This window comes from Mesorhizobium cantuariense, assembly GCF_042647205.1.
Classification (GTDB): Bacteria; Pseudomonadota; Alphaproteobacteria; order Rhizobiales; family Rhizobiaceae; genus Mesorhizobium; species Mesorhizobium cantuariense.
In genome coordinates, this window is sequence record NZ_JBHRVD010000001.1 from 5,589,047 (window position 1) to 5,603,224 (window position 14,178).

General features: G+C 64.0%; 16 protein-coding genes. 8 read left to right on the forward strand and 8 right to left on the reverse strand.

What is annotated here, in order from left to right; all coding sequences use genetic code 11:
- Positions 1–61 precede the first annotated feature (61 nt).
- Positions 62–1,537, forward strand: a complete 1,476-nt coding sequence (gene coaBC / locus ACFOJ9_RS27230) for a bifunctional phosphopantothenoylcysteine decarboxylase/phosphopantothenate--cysteine ligase CoaBC (RefSeq protein ID WP_378983208.1) — start codon at positions 62–64, stop codon at positions 1,535–1,537.
- 102 nt (positions 1,538–1,639) lie between these two features.
- On the opposite strand, the gene ACFOJ9_RS27235 is transcribed toward coaBC, so the two are convergent.
- Together ACFOJ9_RS27235 and ACFOJ9_RS27240 are read right to left on the reverse strand one after the other, a co-directional pair.
- Entirely contained in the window at positions 1,640–2,218 is a 579-nt protein-coding gene (locus ACFOJ9_RS27235) for an invasion associated locus B family protein (RefSeq protein ID WP_378983211.1), read from the reverse strand.
- A 34-nt stretch (positions 2,219–2,252) separates the two neighbouring features.
- The gene (locus ACFOJ9_RS27240) at positions 2,253–2,483 is read right to left on the reverse strand and encodes a hypothetical protein (protein ID WP_378983213.1); all 231 of its coding nucleotides are present in this window, start codon (positions 2,481–2,483) and stop codon (positions 2,253–2,255) included.
- 82 nt (positions 2,484–2,565) lie between these two features.
- Between ACFOJ9_RS27240 and ACFOJ9_RS27245 the strand changes: the two genes are divergently transcribed.
- Together ACFOJ9_RS27245 and ACFOJ9_RS27250 are read left to right on the forward strand one after the other, a co-directional pair.
- Entirely contained in the window at positions 2,566–2,874 is a 309-nt protein-coding gene (locus ACFOJ9_RS27245) for a hypothetical protein (protein WP_378983215.1), read from the forward strand.
- Between the two features lie 129 nt (positions 2,875–3,003).
- Positions 3,004–3,480, forward strand: a complete 477-nt coding sequence (locus tag ACFOJ9_RS27250) for an NUDIX hydrolase (protein ID WP_378983217.1) — start codon at positions 3,004–3,006, stop codon at positions 3,478–3,480.
- A 9-nt stretch (positions 3,481–3,489) separates the two neighbouring features.
- Here the strand turns inward: ACFOJ9_RS27250 and ACFOJ9_RS27255 are convergent, their stop codons facing one another.
- From ACFOJ9_RS27255 to ACFOJ9_RS27275, 5 genes are all read right to left on the reverse strand, one after another.
- Positions 3,490–4,341 carry a citryl-CoA lyase gene (locus ACFOJ9_RS27255; RefSeq protein ID WP_378983220.1) on the reverse strand — a complete coding sequence of 284 codons (852 nt, stop codon included), beginning with the start codon at positions 4,339–4,341 and terminating at the stop codon, positions 3,490–3,492.
- Positions 4,338–5,522, reverse strand: a complete 1,185-nt coding sequence (locus ACFOJ9_RS27260; RefSeq protein ID WP_378983222.1) for a CaiB/BaiF CoA transferase family protein — start codon at positions 5,520–5,522, stop codon at positions 4,338–4,340. Before ACFOJ9_RS27260 ends, ACFOJ9_RS27255 begins: the two co-directional genes overlap by 4 nt.
- Positions 5,523–5,537: 15 nt before the next feature.
- On the reverse strand, positions 5,538–7,061 hold the full coding sequence (locus ACFOJ9_RS27265; protein WP_127259888.1) for a tripartite tricarboxylate transporter permease: 1,524 nt from the start codon (positions 7,059–7,061) through the stop codon (positions 5,538–5,540).
- Between the two features lie 4 nt (positions 7,062–7,065).
- Entirely contained in the window at positions 7,066–7,602 is a 537-nt protein-coding gene (locus ACFOJ9_RS27270) for a tripartite tricarboxylate transporter TctB family protein (RefSeq protein WP_378983230.1), read from the reverse strand.
- A 137-nt stretch (positions 7,603–7,739) separates the two neighbouring features.
- A complete protein-coding gene (locus tag ACFOJ9_RS27275) occupies positions 7,740–8,717 on the reverse strand; it encodes a Bug family tripartite tricarboxylate transporter substrate binding protein (RefSeq protein WP_378983232.1) in 978 nt (325 codons plus the stop codon).
- Positions 8,718–8,899: 182 nt separating this feature from the next.
- Here ACFOJ9_RS27275 and ACFOJ9_RS27280 point away from each other — a divergent pair, with 182 nt between their 5' ends.
- Positions 8,900–9,670 carry an IclR family transcriptional regulator gene (locus tag ACFOJ9_RS27280; protein WP_378983235.1) on the forward strand — a complete coding sequence of 257 codons (771 nt, stop codon included), beginning with the start codon at positions 8,900–8,902 and terminating at the stop codon, positions 9,668–9,670.
- A gap of 142 nt (positions 9,671–9,812) precedes the next feature.
- On the opposite strand, the gene ACFOJ9_RS27285 is transcribed toward ACFOJ9_RS27280, so the two are convergent.
- Positions 9,813–10,346 carry a GNAT family N-acetyltransferase gene (locus tag ACFOJ9_RS27285; RefSeq protein ID WP_378983238.1) on the reverse strand — a complete coding sequence of 178 codons (534 nt, stop codon included), beginning with the start codon at positions 10,344–10,346 and terminating at the stop codon, positions 9,813–9,815.
- 200 nt (positions 10,347–10,546) lie between these two features.
- Here ACFOJ9_RS27285 and ACFOJ9_RS27290 point away from each other — a divergent pair, with 200 nt between their 5' ends.
- From ACFOJ9_RS27290 to ACFOJ9_RS27305, 4 genes are all read left to right on the forward strand, one after another.
- Positions 10,547–11,002: a DUF2214 family protein gene (locus ACFOJ9_RS27290; RefSeq protein ID WP_378983241.1), complete on the forward strand. Its 456-nt coding sequence runs from the start codon at positions 10,547–10,549 to the stop codon at positions 11,000–11,002.
- 135 nt (positions 11,003–11,137) lie between these two features.
- On the forward strand, positions 11,138–12,115 hold the full coding sequence (locus ACFOJ9_RS27295) for a tripartite tricarboxylate transporter substrate-binding protein (RefSeq protein ID WP_378983244.1): 978 nt from the start codon (positions 11,138–11,140) through the stop codon (positions 12,113–12,115).
- 69 nt (positions 12,116–12,184) lie between these two features.
- Positions 12,185–12,658 carry a tripartite tricarboxylate transporter TctB family protein gene (locus ACFOJ9_RS27300; RefSeq protein ID WP_378983246.1) on the forward strand — a complete coding sequence of 158 codons (474 nt, stop codon included), beginning with the start codon at positions 12,185–12,187 and terminating at the stop codon, positions 12,656–12,658.
- A 10-nt stretch (positions 12,659–12,668) separates the two neighbouring features.
- Positions 12,669–14,177 carry a tripartite tricarboxylate transporter permease gene (locus ACFOJ9_RS27305; protein WP_378983249.1) on the forward strand — a complete coding sequence of 503 codons (1,509 nt, stop codon included), beginning with the start codon at positions 12,669–12,671 and terminating at the stop codon, positions 14,175–14,177.
- The last annotated feature ends 1 nt before the right edge of the window (position 14,178 follow it).

Here is a 14,178-nt window from a genome sequence, read left to right on the forward strand (position 1 = left end):
TTGCAGCAATCCGATTGCATTGCTATCATTGCAGTCGGCAATCACAGCTGAGTGCAATCACATGGCCAGCATCACGATCCGCAACCTTGACGATGAGGTCAAGGAGTTGCTGCGCCGATTGGCAGCGGAAAACGACCGCTCCATGGAAGAGCAGGCGCGGGTGATGATCCGGGCCGCTGTTGACGGGCAGATCGGCCCGGTGGGCCGCATTGACCAGATCGAGAAAACGCTACGCGAACTGACCAGCCTGCACGGGGCGGCGACCCCGCCGGCCATCGCGCCGGCAGGCAAGAGCGTGCCGCGCGGCTCGCTTTCCAGCAAGCGCATCCTGCTCATCATCGGCGGCGGCATCGCCGCCTACAAGGCGCTCGACCTGATCCGCCGGCTGCGCGAGCGCGGGGCCGCGGTTCGGGTGGTCATGACATCGGCCGCGCAGGAATTCGTCACCACGCTTTCGGTCGGCGCGCTCTCCGCCGACCATGTCTTCACCGAACTGTTCGACCGTAATGACGAGCACGATGTCGGCCATATCAGGCTGTCGCGCGAGGCCGATCTGCTGGTGGTGGCGCCCGCCACCGCCGACCTGATGGCCAAGCTCGCCAACGGCCACGCCAACGATCTCGCCTCCACCGTACTCATCGCCACGGATAAGCCGGTGTTGATGGCGCCGGCCATGAATCCCAGAATGTGGGCGCATCCGGCCACTCGCCGCAACCGCACGACGCTACAGAAGGACGGCATCGCCTTTATCGGTCCGGCCAAAGGCGAGATGGCCGAAAGCAATGAGGCGGGCGAAGGCCGCATGGCCGAGCCGCTGGAGATCGTCGCCGCCATCGAGGCGCTGTTCGATGTCAGCCCCAAGCCGCTGTCGGGGCGCAAGATCATCGTCACTTCCGGCCCGACGCATGAGCCGATCGACCCGGTGCGCTACATCGCCAACCGTTCGTCCGGCAAGCAGGGCCACGCCATTGCGGCAGCCCTTGCCAGGCTAGGTGCCGATGTGCGTCTCGTGTCCGGCCCCGTCGGCATCGCCGATCCCGCCGGGGTGAAGACCATCCATGTCGAACGTGCGCAAGAGATGCGCGATGCGGTGGAACAGCTCCTGCCCGCCGACGCGGCGGTGTTCGTCGCCGCCGTTGCTGACTGGCGCTCGGAGAATTCGGCCGGTGAGAAGATCAAGAAGGTCGCGGGCGAAGGGCCGCCAGTGCTGCGCATGGTCGAGAATCCCGACATCCTCGCCGGGATTGGCCATCACAGGCAGCGACCCGGCCTTGTAATCGGCTTCGCCGCCGAGACACAGAATCTCCTGCGCAACGCCGAGGCCAAACTCAGAAAGAAGGGCGCCGATCTCATCGTCGCCAACGACGTGTCGCAGACCAGCGGCGTCGGTCCTTCCGGCGTGATGGGCGGTGATCGCAATCGGGTGCGGATCGTGTCGAAGGCCGGTGTCGAGGAATGGCCCGAGATGAGCAAGGACGAGGTGGCGGCGCGGCTCGCCGCCCTGATCGCCGAAAGACTTAAAACGATCGTCGTTTGAGCCGACGGAAAGACGTTCTGCCGCCGCGTTCTGCTGGGTAACGCACCGCCCCTGCCGCGAGACGGCATTCAAACGGCGCGCTTTAAGTCCTGCGGCTCTACATCAATTGGTCAAAAGCTCCGCGGTCCGGGCAAGCGCGCCGGCGAAGCCGTTGAGCGGAATGGAAAAGCTTACCGCTTGTCCAGTGTCGGCGGCGAAGGCGTCGATCTTCAGGGTGGTGCCTGATTTGAGCTGCGGCGTGACAGTCGCATCGAACGCCACCGGCACCAGACAGCCGACAACCTGGCAAGTGTTGAATGCCAGGCTGCCGTCCAGCTTCTGGTCGTCGATGGTCAGGCTGACGCCCTTGGCCAGAGCCAGGCCGAACGGCAGCGCGAGCGTGCCCGTGGCATCCTCGCCGGTCTTGCTCGACAGCTCGATCGCCAGCAGGCGCTGGTTGCTTTGCTTGTTGAATTGCTGATGTGACAGGCTGCAGGTCTTGGTGGTGCCTGATATCTGGCAATTGACGGTCCAGTCGCCATGGGTTTCGGACAGTGCCGACGCGCCACCAGGCAGTTGCGGCGCATCGGCGGCGGGCGGCGCCGCGACCACCTTATCGCCCTTGGTTTGCGCCGCCACGGCAGGCACACCCACGACGCAGGCAACGCCCAGCATCGCCATGAGATACGCGTACTTCCTCATCAAGACCCTCCCGCCCGGCTCCGCCTCGGGCCAGCTAGAAGCTGACCTTGAGAGACGCGCTGATCGCATTCTGTTTAACCGTTTCGCCGAAGGCGCCATTATACCTGACGGACATGCCGACGCCATTGACGCCATTCAGCTCAAGGCCGGCGCCGACCCGATAGAGCGGCGAATCGACCGCCTCCGTCAAGTGCAATGCGGGGTTGCCAGGCAGATTCTCCGCCGCGGCGAAGCGGCCTTCAGCAGTCGATAGAACCGATTTCACTTGTGATCGACATGCTGGCCATGGCATCGCCGCGCAAACATCCTATATCAATGGACAGTGTTTTTTGCGCGGGAATGAGCGGATGTCGGCGCTTCGACCATCAACGATTTTCACATCGGCAATGCTGGCCACGGCAATGCTGGTGGGCGCTTGCCTGCCCGCTTCCGCGCAAGCCCTCAATTCCGCCACCGGCAACAATGCGCTGATCCGCCAGAACGACCTGCAAATCCTGCAAAACAGGGTACAGCGGCAGCAATATCAGCAGCAACAGCAGCAGTATCGTGCCCAGGATCGCCAGATCGTCCGGCAACCGCCGCCGGTCGTGCAGCAGCTCAAGCCAGGCTGCCAGACGCAGATAATCGGCACCACCGCCGTGAGCAATTGCCGCTGACATTTAGGCGTTTTTCATTTATTTAGCCGACTTATGTATTCGGAGTGCTTTTTTCGGCACACGCGGAAGTTTTGGTTTTGCAACGATGCCTTGTCGCGCTATGCGGCATTGCATCGACTGGATTCACAAATGGCAGCCACCAAGAAAAAGGCCGTGCGCAAGGCAAAGAAAGGCGAGCGGATCCGCCAGGTGGCGGCTATTCCGTTTCGGCTGAACGCGCGCGGCGATATCGAGGTGATGCTGGTCACGTCACGAACCACCAGGCGCTTCATCGTCCCCAAGGGCTGGCCGATGAAAGGCAAGAGCGGACGCAAGGCGGCTACCATCGAGGCGCAAGAGGAAGCTGGCGTGCTCGGCAAGACGCTGAGCGAGCCGGCGGGTACCTATTCCTACTGGAAGCGGCTGGCCAACCGCTTTGTCCGCGTCGACGTCATCGTCTATCTGCTTGAGGTTACCGAGGAACTGGCCGACTGGCAGGAAGCCCAAAGTCGGCAGCGGGCCTGGTTGCCGCCGGCTGATGCGGCTTTGCTCATCGATGAGCCCGACCTCTCGACGCTGGTGAACACGTTGACGATTGCCCAGCCTGTGCCGGTTGACACAGCCTGAGACCAGGCCTCACTCGTTCGTGTCGCCCCCTTCAGGAAACGGCCGCACCGGCGTGCCGGTATAGGCCCACAACCATTCGCGCGGCAGCGGACCTTTGTTGCGCTCGCCTTGTTGCGACTGCTCCCAGGCATGCGCCAGGATGCCGACCGAGCGCGACAGCACGAAAAGCCCGCGCGTCAGCGGCGGCGGGAAGCCAAGTTCGCCATAGATGACGGCGGTGGCGCCATCGATGTTGAGCGGTATCTTTTTCCCCTTGCGCCACGCGACTTCCGCTTCGATCGCCTCGGCAATGTCGGCGAAACGTCCATTGACGACACCGCGCGCGGCAAATTCGCGGGTCAGTTCCAGCAGGCGCGGCGCACGCGGATCGACGGGATGGAAGCGGTGTCCGAGCCCTGGCACATAGCCCTCCTCCTCGGCAAAGAACCGGTCGAGCCGTGCCGAGACCGCTTCATTCAGCGTTATCCCGGCATCGATCGCCACGGCAATGTCACCGTAGAAGGAGAGCGCCTGTTCGCCGGCGCCGCCATGCACGTCGCCGAGAACGTTGATGGCCGAGGCCATGGCGCTGTTGATGCCGACGCCGCAGGTTGCCGCCATGCGCGCGATGGCGATCGATGGCGCCTGCGGCCCGTGGTCGACGGCAGCACCCAAGGCAATGCCGAGCAGCGCCGCCTGGTCCTCGCTGGGCAGTTCGCCACGCAGCATCAGCCAGATCATCGCCGGGAAGCTGACGCGGCCGATCAGATCCTGTATCTCGTAGCCGCGCAACCGGATGACACCCGGCCGCATCTCGATGATATCGGTCTGCCACCATTCCTCGCCGCGCTCACGGCCAGTCTTCTTCTCCGGCCCACTCATGCCCGTCCCTTTGTCTTGGCGCGCGGCGGCAGGTCCGCGAACACCTCATCCATATGCTCACCCAGCGCCGGTGGCGGCTTCGTCGGCAAGGGTGCCGCGCCATCGACCATGAAGCCGCCGCGCAGAACGGTCAGCGGCTTGTCCATGCCAGCCACATCATCGAAATTCGCGGTCACCTGGCGTTCGAGCACTTGCGGCTCGGCCAGCACTTGCGGGATCGTCAGCACCCTGCCGGCGGGCACGCCGGCACGATTGAGCGTCTCTTCCCAGTCCGCCGCCGGGGCGCTCGCCAGGGCGTCCTCGATCTCGACTTTTAGCGCCGCACGGTTGCGCTTGCGCGTCTCGCGCTCGGCAAAGCGGGCATCCCCGGCCAATTCCGGCCGGCCGATCAGCCGGCACAGCGTCACGAACTGCTCCTGCTTGTTGGCGGCGATGTTAAGCAGCCCATCCCCGGTGCGAAACGCGCCGGAGGGTGCCGCGGTCATATTCTCATTGCCCATTGGCTGGGGATCGACATCGGCGGTCAGATAGTTGGAGACCGGCCAACCAAGTGCGGAAAGCGTGCATTCGAGCATCGAGACGTCGAGAAAAGCCCCCTCGCCGCTCGTCTTCTGCCGCACCAGCGCCGAGGCTATGGCAAACGCCCCGACTAGCCCGCCAAGCGTGTCGGCGACGGGATAGCCGACCCGCAGCGGCGCCGTTTCCGGCGTACCGGTGATGCTCATGATCCCCGACAGGCCCTGGATGATCTGGTCATAGGCGGGATTGTCGCGCATCGGTCCGGTCTGGCCGAAACCCGATATCGCGCAATAGACGAGGCTGGGACGGACCGCCTTCAACGCCTCGTAGCCAAGGCCGAGCCGATCCATCACGCCCGGGCGGAAATTCTCCACCAAGGCATCGGCGCTGGCGACCAGGTCGAGGAAGCGCTCGCGATCGGCTTGCTTCTTGAGGTCGAGCACCACCGATCGTTTGCCGGCGTTCTGCGCCAGGAACGAGGCACCCATGCCGGCGCTGTTGAGCCTTGGCGAGCCGCCGAGCTGGCGCGCCAGGTCACCGCCTTGCGGCACTTCGACCTTGATCACGTCGGCACCAAGCAGCGCCAGCTGATAGGCGCAATAGGGGCCGGCCAGGACATTGGTCAGGTCGAGGACGCGGATACCGGAAAGCAGTTCTGTCATGGCATCAGGGATCGATCAGGCATCGCCGGGCACATGCTCCGGTCCGCGCCGCCGGCGGTGCTCGATGAAGGCCCAGATATGCGGGCCGGCGAGGCCGATGAAGGCGAGCGTCAGCAGCGTCAGCGACAGCTTGTGGGTGTAGAACACCGACCAGTCACCATTCGAGATGGTCATCGCCCGGCGAAACTGGGTTTCGGCGAGCGGCCCCAGGATCATGCCGATGATGACGGGCGCGGTCGGGAAATCGAAACGCCGCATCAGGAAGCCGGCGGCGCCCAGGAGATAGAGTATGACGAGGTCGATGGGCGATTGCGAGATGCCATAGGTGCCGACCGTGGCGAACACCAGGATGCCGGCATAGAGCTGCGGTGCCGGGATTTTCAGCAGCCGCACCCACAGCCCGATCAGCGGCAAGTTGAGGATGACGAGGATGACGTTGGCGATGAACAGGCTGGCGATCAACCCCCAGACGAGGTCGCCCTGCGTTGTCAAAAGCAGCGGCCCGGGATTGATGCCGTAGCTCTGGAACGCCGAGAGCATGATCGCCGCCGTCGCCGAGGTCGGCAGGCCGAGCGTCAGCATCGGCACCAGCACGCCGGCGGCGGACGCATTGTTGGCGGCCTCGGGGCCGGCGACGCCTTCGATGGCGCCGACCGTGCCGAACTCCTCCTTGTGCTTCGACAGCTTCTTCTCGATGGCATAGGACAGGAAGGTCGGGATTTCGGCACCGCCGGCCGGCATGGCGCCGATCGGGAAGCCGATAGCAGCGCCGCGCAGCCAGGGTTTCCACGAACGTCCCCACTCGGCCGCAGTCATGTAGAGCGAGCCCTTCAGCGGCACGATCTCGTCCTTGCCGGCATAACGGCGCGAAGCCATATAGAGCGTCTCGCCGACGGCAAACAGGCCGACGGCGGCGATGATGACATCGACGCCGTCGAGCAATTCGGTCATGCCGAAGGTGAAGCGCGGCTGGCCGGTCTGCAGGTCGACGCCGATCATGCCGATGACGAAGCCGGCGAACAGGCTGGTCAGGCCGCGCACGGAAGACGAGCCGAGCACCGCAGAAACGGTTATGAAGGCGAGCACCATCAGCGAGAAATATTCGGCCGGGCCGAAGGCCAGCGCGAATTTGACAACCACCGGCGCCAGGAAGGCGACGCCCATCGTGCCGATGGTGCCGGCGACGAAGGAGCCGATCGCCGAGGTGGCGAGTGCTGCACCGCCACGGCCGGACCGCGCCATCCTGTTGCCTTCCAGCGCGGTGACGATGGTAGCGCTTTCGCCGGGCGTGTTGAGCAGGATCGACGTCGTCGAGCCGCCATACATGGCGCCGTAGTAGATACCTGCGAACAGGATGAAGGATGCTTCCGGCGCTACCTGATAGGTGATCGGCAACAGCAGGGCGATGGTCAGCGCCGGTCCGAGGCCGGGCAGCACGCCGATGGCGGTGCCGAGCGTGGTGCCGAGCAGGCACCACAGAAGATTGACCGGGGTGAAGGCGACCGAGAAGCCATGTGCGAGATGTCCGAGCGTTTCCATGGCGTCAGCCCCTCAACATGGTGATGAACGCGTCGATGACCGTGTTCAGCTGGTTCTCGATGAAGCCGGCGCCGATGTTGACGCCGAGCGCCCTAGCGAAGCCGAAATAGGCCGCCAGCGCTAGGATCAGACCGAGCACTGCGTCGCGCAGCGTGCGCTTGCTGCCGAAGCCGTAGCAGACCAGAACGAACATGAGGACGGATGCTACCGTGAAACCGAGCGGCTGGATGAGCAGCAGATTGGCCAGCAGGCCGATGACGACGAAACCCATCGCCTTCCAGTCTGTCGGCGTTTCCTTTTCCTCCTCCGGCTGCCAGCCGCCGCGAAGTGCCGCGAGAATGAGCAACAGGGAAAGCACCACCAGACCAACCATAGTGAGGTAGGGAAAGACGGTAGGGCCAACCTTGGAGTAGAGCGGCGACACCGGGATCGCCAGCGTCTGCCAGGCTACGGCGCCGGCGCAGGCCAGCAGCCCGACGCCGATCAACAATTCCGGCATGGCAAGGCGCCACGGCGCCACCTGCTGGTCGCTGGTGCTCATGATTGTCCTCCCCAGGATAGCTGGCCCAATATGGTTGGCGAAGATGCCTGACCATACGACCGGTCCTCGCCGCAGTTCATGCCGGCTCTACATTGCATGCGAGAAGGGGCGGCGTGCGCCGCCCCTTCAGGGGAAAATCAGGCGAGCCCGAGATCTTTCAGGATAGCCTCGATACGGGCCGAATCCTCGGTGACGAATTTCGCATAGTCGTCGCCGGTGAGCAGGATCGGCGTCCAGTTGCGGTTCTTGCACTCGGTCGCCCACGCATCGCTCTTGGCCATGCTTTCGACCAGCGTGATCATCGCCGCCTTGTCTGCGTCGGAAACGCCGGGCGGTGCGAAGACACCGCGCCAGTTGAACAGTTCGACATCGATGCCGGCTTCCCTCATCGTCGGTGCATCGATGCCGTCCTGGCGCTTGTCGGCCGAGATGGCGAGCAGCCTGAGCGCGCCCGCCTTGATCTGCTCGGAGAACTCGCCAAAGCCGGAGATGCCGGCCGCGACCTGATTGCCCAGCAGTGCCGACAACGCCTCGCCGCCACCGGCGAACGGCACGTAGGACAGGTTTGTCGCCGGCACGCCAACAGTCTTGGCGATCAGCCCGAACAGGATATGGTCCGAACCGCCGGCCGAGCCGCCAGCGACAGGAACCTTTGTCGGATCGGCCTTGAGCGCGGCGACGAAATCGGCGGCCGTCTTGAACGGCGACTCCGCCGGCACCACCAGCGCCTCGAACTCGCCGGTAAGGCGAGCGATCGGCGTGACTTGCGTCAGATTGTTGGCAGCCTTGTTGGCGATGATGGCGCCAACCATGACCATGCCGGCGACCATCAGCGAATTGCCCTTACCGTTCCACTGGCTGATGAACTGCGGCAGCCCGACCGTACCGCCGGCGCCGCCAACATTGGTGATCTGCGAACCGGAGATGAGCTTTTCACTGCGCAGCACCTGATCCATCGTGCGCGCCGTCTGGTCCCATCCGCCGCCAGGCGCCGCAGGCACGAAGAGCTGTATCTGGGGTGCACCTTCCGCGAAAGCTGGAGAGAGATGCGACGCCACCAGCCCGGCGGCGCCCGCGGCTGCGGTGTTCATCAAAAATCTGCGTCTGTTCAGCATGGGATTCCTCCAGATCACGACACCTCCTCCGGTGCCTGCCAAAACGCGCCTGCATCCAGACCCGTCATCAAGTTCAAGCAGATGTTACGGAGTTCTGTCAACGGAAACGATATTCTACTGGACAGAACGGATTGGTGGCGCGACACAGTCGCTCCGCTCGGCTTCTACGAACTGGAACCGCCATGGACTCACCAAGCAAATCGGCGGATGCGGAAATCCGGCGCGCGTCGGCTGAAGGTGTTGCCGCGCTTGATCGGGCGATCGCCATCCTCGACGCGTTCACCACGGCCGACCGGTCGCTCAGCCTGGCCGAAATCGCGGCGCGCACCGGCCTCTACAAGAGCACGATCCTGCGGCTTGCGAATTCCCTTTTGCGCGGACGATTGCTCGAGCGCCTCGACGATGGGCGCTACCGCGTCGGACCTGCTACCTTCCAGCTCGGTGCGCTCTATCAGCGTTCGGTCGTGGCGGTCGATATCCTGTTGCCGATCATGCGCGATCTCTCCGAGCGGAGCTGGGAGAGCGTTGCCTTCTATGTTCGCTCGGGCGACGTCCGCACCTGTCTCTACCGCGTCGAATCCAAGCACCCGATCCGCTACACGATCCGTGAAGGCGACGTGTTGCCTTTGCTGGTCGGCTCGGGCGGCCGCGTGCTTGCGGCGTTTTCCGGCCAGCCGGGCGAACCTTACGAGACCATCCGCAAGACCTGCAACTGTCTCGCCATCGGCGACCGCGACCCCGAGACGGGGGGCGTGTCGGCGCCGGTGTTCGGGCCGGGGGGCGTCCTGCTCGGCGCCTTGACGCTGGCCGGACCCAGCACGCGCGTCGACGCGGCGTTTCTCCAGCGCATGAAGCGTCCGCTGCTCGAGGCGGCGGCCCGCGCCACCCGCGCCTTCGGCGAGGACGCCTCCATGCTCGAGCAGGCAAGCCTCGCGGCGGATGCTATGTCGTAGAATGCGTCCGGTCTGGAACGCTCGCTCGGTTCAATTTGACCAGAACCACGCGGCGGTTCTTGGCGCGGCCCGCCTCATCATCATTGCTGGCGACAGGCGCCATCATGCGGGCGCCGGCAGCAGTCAACCAACGCCGCTCAGGTCACCGCGCCAGCAGGATGGTCGCAGCGTCGTGATAGGTGGTCTTCACCACCTCCCGGTAACCACACTTCGCCGCGACCCTCAGCGAAGCGGCGTTTTCCGGATCGATGATGCAGACGGTCTTCTCCCGCCCGAACATTTCTTCGCCCCATGCCAGGACGCGGCCGACCACCTCGGTGGCGAAGCCCGCCCCGTGCACGGCCGGAACCAGCGCCCAGCCGGCCTCGGGAATGCCTTCGATCGACGGCTCCATATCGCGCTTCAGATCGTGAAACCCGGCCTCGCCGATGAAACGGCCCGTCGCCTTCTCCTCGATCGCCCAGAAGCCATAGCCGAGCAGCGACCACAGGCCGGCGTGACGCAGGAAGCGCATCCAGCTTTCTTCGCGCGTGCGCGGTCTGCCGCCGATGAAACGGGTGACGACGGGATCCGTCCACATCGCGGCATAGGCGTCGAAATCGCCCAGCCGGTGTGCCCGCAGGATGGTTCGCTTCGTCTCGATGACAGGAGCGCTGGTCGCTGGTGGATTGTTCATCGGATCTGCCTCGCACGAATCGTCAGCGCTTAGCAAATCGCCGGTGCGGTGCAAGGGCCAGGGCAACACGGTCCATCATCCAGGCGCCGCTATGGGAATTTTTTGCGACGGTGTTATTTTCACGACAAGCTGATTCAACACCTGCCAGCGCGACCTTTTTTCAGGCGCGGGCCGGCGTCGTCAAACCCAAGGGAAAGAGCATGGACACCACCGATCTTGTGCTTGCGATCTTCCATCATCTGCTTGTGTTTTCGCTGGCGGGGATCATCGGCGCCGAGTTCGTCCTGATCCGCGGCGATCTGGCCGCCACGACGCTCAAGCGGCTCGCCGGCATCGACCGCCACTACGGCATCATCGCCACGCTGATCATCATCGTCGGTATCGGCCGCGTCTTCTATGGCCTCAAGGGCTGGGAATTCTATGTCTACAACTGGGTGTTCTGGGCCAAGATCGCGGCGTTTGGCGTGGTCGGCCTGCTGTCGATCATACCGACCGTCCGCTTCATGTCCTGGAACAGGCAGGCGCGCGCCAATCCCTCGTTCCTGGTGCCGGCGACCGAGCTTGCGTCCGTGAGGACCTATATCCGCGCCGAGGCTTTCATCTTCCTGCTCATTCCGGTCTTCGCCGCGGCGATGGCGCGAGGCTACGGCTACTAGAATAGGCGGATCAGCAGTTTGCCATTTAAGTCGGCTTGCAATCTGCTGGTTTGCGCTAGTTGTTGCTTCATACGCAGCGGTGTTGAGAGGACCCCGCGCAGCGGTTGAAGATTCATATGTTGGGAGGAGATCACGATGAGAAGTTTTGTCGCCGCTCTGGCTACTGCTGCGGCCGTCACGCTTTATCCGTTCACTGCCGGCGCACAGACCTATCCTGAACGCACCATCACCGTTGTGGTGCCGTTTGCGGCCGGCGGCCCGACCGACACGGTCACGCGGCTTGTCGCGGAAGCCATGTCGAAGGATCTCGGCCAGCAGGTCATCGTCGAGAATGTCGGCGGCGCCGGCGGCACGCTGGGTGCTGGCCGCGTCGCCAACGCCGAGCCGGACGGCTACACGCTGCTCCTCCATCACATCGGCATGGCGACAAGTGCGACGCTGTACAGGAAGCTCGCCTACGACACGCTGAATGCCTTCGAGTATGTCGGCCTCGTCACCGAGGTGCCGATGACCATCGTCGGCCGCAAGGATCTCGAGCCGACCGATCTGAAGGGGCTGGTCGACTATGCCAAGGCCAACAAGGACAGCCTTGCCGTCGCCAATGCCGGCATCGGTGCGGCCTCGCATCTGTGCGGCATGCTGTTCATGAGCGCCATCAAGACGCCGCTGGTCACCGTACCCTACAAGGGCACCGGCCCGGCCATGACCGATCTTCTCGGCGGTCAGGTCGACATCATGTGCGACCAGACGACCAACACCACCAAGCAGATCCAGGGCGGCACGATCAAGGCCTATGCCGTCACCTCGCCGGAACGCCTCGATGTGCTGAAGGACGTCCCGACGACGATTGAAGGCGGCCTTCCCGAGGTGCAGGTCGGCATCTGGCATGGCATCTACGCACCCAAGGGCACGCCGGCCGAGGTCACCGAACGCCTGTCGAAATCGCTTCAACTCGCGCTGAAGGAGCAGAACGTCGTGGCCCGCTTCGCCGAACTCGGCACCAAACCGTCGCCCGAGGCCGACGCGACGCCCGCCGCACTGAAGGCCAAGCTGGAAAGCGAGATCGCGCGCTGGAAGCCTATCATCGAAGCCGCCGGCCAGTACGCCGACTGAGGTTATAAACGGGGCGCTACCAGCGCCCCGTTTTCGCTTCGGCATCTGCGCGCCCGTGGGAGGACCATCATGAAACCTTTCGCAATCGACAGGGCCAACGGCATCTGCGCCGCGCTGTTCATCGGTTCCGGCGCATGGTTCGCGCTGCAGTCGCTCGGCCTCGAAATCGGCACCGCCTTCCGCATGGGACCAGGCTATTTTCCCCTGGTCCTGGCGATCGTGCTGATCCTGCTTGGCGCCGTCATCCTCGTCCAGGCCGTGCGCATCGAGAGCGAAGCGATCGGGCACATTGCGTGGCGCGGCATGCTGTTCATCCTGCCTGCTCCGATCTTCTTCGGCCTGACAGTGCGCGGTCTCGGCTTCATCCCGTCGATCTTTCTCACAGCGCTGATCGCGTCGTTTGCCAGCCGCCGCATGAAGCCGCTGACCGCGCTCGTGCTGTCTGCCGGCCTGACGCTGTTTGCGTTCCTCGTCTTCAGCTACGCGCTCGGGCTGCCGTTCCGGCGCTTCGGCCCATGGCTGGCCCCATGGCTTGCATTCTGAGGCGATGAGCATGGAGCTCCTCGACAACCTCGCGCTCGGTTTCTCGACGGCCACATCGCTGACGAATCTTGGTTTCTGCCTGATCGGCGTCCTTCTCGGCACGCTGATCGGCGTCCTGCCCGGCATCGGCGCCACCGCAACCATAGCCATGCTTTTGCCGATCACCTTCCAGATCGGCGACCCGGTTTCCTCCCTCATCATGCTCGCCGGCATCTATTACGGTGCGCAATATGGCGGCTCGACTACCGCTATTCTCATCAACATGCCCGGCGAATCCTCGTCGGCCGTCACCGCAATCGACGGCTACCAGATGGCCAGGAACGGCCGCGCCGGGGCAGCACTCGCGATCGCAGCCATAGGCTCGTTCTTCGCCGGCACGGTGTCGACCTTCCTCGTCGCCATCTTTGCTCCGCCGCTGACGGCGATCGCGCTGAAATTCGGCGCAGCCGAGTATTTTTCGCTGATGATCGTCGGCCTGGTCTCGTCCGTCGCGCTCGCCCACGGCTCGATCGTCAAGGCGCTGGCCATGGTCGTGCTCGGCCTGCTGCTCGGCATTGTCGGCACCGACATCTATACCGGCACGCCGCGCTTCACGCTCGGCATCCGCGAATATGCCGACGGGCTGAACTTCGTTGCGGTGGCAGTCGGCGTCTTCGGCGTCGCCGAGATATTGCGCAACCTGGAAAACGAGAACGAGCGCTCCGTGATGATCCGAAAGGTCACCGGCCTTATGCCGACCCGCGAGGACTTTCGGCGCATGGCAGCACCCATCGTGCGCGGAACGATCATCGGATCGGCGCTCGGCATCCTACCAGGAGGCGGTGCGATCCTGGCAGCCTTTGCCTCCTACACGGTGGAAAAACGCGTATCGAAAAACCCGGCGGAGTTCGGCAAGGGCGCCATCGAAGGCGTCGCCGGGCCGGAATCGGCCAACAATGCCGGCGCGCAGACCTCCTTCATCCCGATGCTGACGCTCGGCATTCCGGCCAACCCGGTCATGGCGCTGATGATCGGCGCGATGATCATCCAGGGCATCGTGCCCGGTCCCAATGTCGCGACCGAACAGCCGGCGCTGTTTTGGGGCATTATCGCCTCGATGTGGATCGGCAATCTGATGCTGATCGTCCTGAACCTGCCGCTGATCGGGCTTTGGGTGAAGCTGCTGACGATCCCCTATTACGTGCTCTTCCCGATCATCATGGCGTTCTGCTCGATCGGCGTCTACAGCGTCAACAGCAACGTCTACGACCTCTACGCCGTCGCCTTCTTCGGCTTCCTCGGCTATCTCCTGACCAAGCTGCGCTGCGAACCGGCGCCGCTGCTGCTCGGCTTCGTGCTCGGCCCGCTGCTCGAGGAAAACCTGCGCCGCGCCATGATTCTCTCGCGCGGCGACCCGAGTACCTTCGTGACGAGACCAATCAGCGCCGGCCTGCTGCTCATCGCGCTCGCCGTGCTCGTCATCGTCTTCCTGCCCGCGGTCAAGAAAAAGCGCGAAGAGGTGTTTGTGGAGGAGAGTTGAA